General features: G+C 58.9%; 2 protein-coding genes and 1 tRNA gene. 2 read left to right on the forward strand and 1 reads right to left on the reverse strand.

All coding sequences use genetic code 11. From position 1 onward, the window contains the following. The first annotated feature begins 125 nt into the window (after positions 1-125). Positions 126-1,349, forward strand: a complete 1,224-nt coding sequence (locus tag NW856_RS00370) for an OFA family MFS transporter (protein WP_414398508.1) — start codon at positions 126-128, stop codon at positions 1,347-1,349. 156 nt (positions 1,350-1,505) lie between these two features. Continuing rightward, positions 1,506-1,589 (forward strand) — tRNA-Leu (locus NW856_RS00375). On the opposite strand, the gene NW856_RS00380 is transcribed toward NW856_RS00375, so the two are convergent. Beyond that, a partial coding sequence (locus NW856_RS00380; RefSeq protein WP_414398510.1) for a glycosyltransferase family 61 protein occupies positions 1,590-2,874 on the reverse strand: 1,285 nt, incomplete at its 5' end.

The following is a 2,874-nucleotide window of genomic DNA, read 5'->3' on the forward strand; positions in this document are numbered from 1 at the left end:
ACCATGTGGGGGTATCTGTATCCCGACACTGATGCTACGGTTACAGTGCGGGGCTTAGCTACCCCACGCCCCCACAAGCTAACAAGCTCCAAATACCCATGAAAAGGGTTGGATCCCCCATTACTTTGTATAGACAACCAGCCTATGGAGGGAGATGGCTTTTTATCCTCCTGGGGCTCCTGGTTCTTCTTTGCCTGGGAACCGTCTATTCCTGGAGCATTTTCCGCAAGCCTCTGGAAACAGAGCTGGGGATCGGGGCCAGTGAGAGCCTGCTGCCCTACACGGTTGCCCTCGTGTTCTACGCTACCCTCATGCCCATCACAGGGTTTGTCATCCCCCGCTGGGGATCCCGCCGAGTACTGGCTCTGGGGGGCAGCTTGGTGGGTTTGGGCTATGGGCTGGCTAGCTTTGCCCCTTCTATTGGGTGGATCACCCTCTGCTATGGGGTGATTGCCGGCAGCGGTGTGGGAATAGCCTATGGAGTGCCAATGGCCGTGGCAGCCCGTTGGTTCCCGGATCGCAAGGGATTGGCCGTGGGATCCACCATTGTCGGCTTTGGCCTATCTCCCCTGCTCACTGCTCCTCTGGCCAACTGCTTGATCGAGGCACTGGGGGCTCGACCTACGCTGCTGATTTTGGGGATCCTCTTTGCAGCGGTGATCTTGGGGATCGCAACCCAACTGAGATTTCCTCCTCCCGATTGGATCCCTTCCTCACCTTTTCCAAGAAAATCCACGAATGGCCCAGATCGCTCTCCGTTGACTTCTCGGCGCTCTCTCCCTCTGCTGAGAAACCCCTCCTTCTATGGCCTGTGGATCTGCTATGCCATCGGCACCCTGGTTGGTTTAAGCGCCATTGGGATTTCCGGCCCCGTGGGGGAAGAGCTGATCGGCCTGGATCCCCCTGCGGCTGCCAACAGCGTGGCTCTCTTCGCCATTTTCAACGGGCTCAGCCGTCCTCTGTTTGGCTGGTTGGCCGATCGCTTACATCCCCATCAGGTCACTACGGGCTCCTATGGGCTGATCCTGCTGGCCTGTGGGCTAATGCTCCTGCCTCCTCAGGGATCCCTTCTGGGCTATTGGGTAGCCTTTTCCTTGCTTTGGTTTTGCCTGGGGGGGTGGCTGGCCATGGCTCCCGCCCTGACCTTGCGCTTGTTCGATCCGGGACGCTACGCCCAGAACTACGGCATCGTGTTTACCGCCTATGGAGTTGGGGCTTTGACGGGAACGATGATCGCGGGGCAAATTCGCGATAGGCTGGGCAGCTATAGCTATACCTTTTATGGGATGGCCGCCTTGGCGGTGGTGGGGATCTGGGTGGCCAACGTTTTTTTGAAAGAGAAGTTGTAGGAGCTTCAAGCCAGCGGGCACAGCAGGGATCCCATCAGCAGGGGCAGCAATCCCCTACTTCATACCCTCCACTGCAGGGCTGGGTGAACCAACTTAAAGACTTGCCCCCCCAAGGCAAGCAGTTTGGTAGAGTAGTACGGCTATTGCTGACAGATTGGGATCGTGGCGGAATGGTAGACGCTACGGACTTAAAATCCGTTGTTCCTCAAGAACGTGAGGGTTCGAGTCCCTCCGATCCCATCATCCCTTGATCCCTGTCTGTTCCAGCACATTCAGCAAGTCCGGGATCCGAGCCCAGGCATCTTCTCGATCCAAATCGGGGCTGGAAAGAAGAGCCACCAAAGCCGGATCACAAACAGGTGCTACCAAAGGGAAGTACCTTAACCCTGCCACCTGAGCAATACTCCAAAAATAGGGAAGCACTGCATTGCTGGGCAAGATCTCGATGACGGTGGTGCCGGGTTGACAAAAGGCGAGGTTGGTTAGGCCCGCCCCGTGGATCCCGATCACCGCCTCTGCCCCCTGCATCAGGGCTATTTGCTCGGGAAGAGAGAGGGTTTCCATCTGCACCGGTACAAATCCCCAGGGGCGCAAGCAGGCCAGCACCTCCGCTTCGTTGATCACCCGCCGCCAGCGGGCAGAGCGACGGCTGATGTAAATTCGCCGCGGTTGTAAGGGGTCAATGGATAAACTCGGCTGGGCCAGTTGCCGCAGCACCTCCAATCCCCTGGGCGTCAAACACCCCACCGGAGCGCCTGCCGAGGGCACGATCAGGTTCTGGGCTTGCAGATGGGATCCCCCCAACTGCTCAAAGCTGAGGATGCGCTCGGCTGGGATCCCCAAAGCAGCCAAGCTCTGCACCTGAAAGGGCTTTCTTTGATACCCGTGGATCAAGATGGGGATGTCCTTTTCCAGGGCGCCCGACCGCTGCAGGATATCGAGGGCCGGCAGAATATCCACCATCCAGTGAAAGTAATTAACTGCCCCCAAGGGCAAAAGGGCAACGGGGCCATCCAGTGGGATCGGTGGGGGGAGATGGGGCAAGCCCAGCAGGGGGTGGTGTCGCAGGTGATCTGGCCTGTAGTCCCAGTCGAGGAACTCCGGCGGTGGCAAGCTCAGGGATAGATCGGCGAGCAATTCTCCCCGGCGGGTGAGCACCCCGCTGGCAAAGCTGGCGTAGAGGTGGCGGGGATAGTGGCCCACGTGGACGGATCCTCGGGGGATCTGGGCGACAAAGGTCTCTGCCAAGGGGATGCGCTGCGGGCGCAACTTTTGCAAAATGTCGGGATCAGTGGCAGGGGGCGCTTTCAGACAGAAAACCCCCCCTGGATCCAGCAGTTGGTAGTCCCCTTCGCCCGTGACCTGATGCCACTGTCGGGTGGTGAGGTAGCCTTGGGTTGGCACCGGCCAGAAGTCAGTTGTAGGGGGAGTGCTCTGGGAAAAGGAGTCCGCTTGAAGGGCAACGCCTTCTGGAGCCCAACGCTGCCGCCAAGCCGAATACAGGAAATCGGGGATCCTCGCAGAT

Source organism: Synechococcus sp. R3-13, assembly GCF_047462195.1.
Lineage (GTDB): Bacteria > Cyanobacteriota > Cyanobacteriia > Thermostichales > Thermostichaceae > Thermostichus.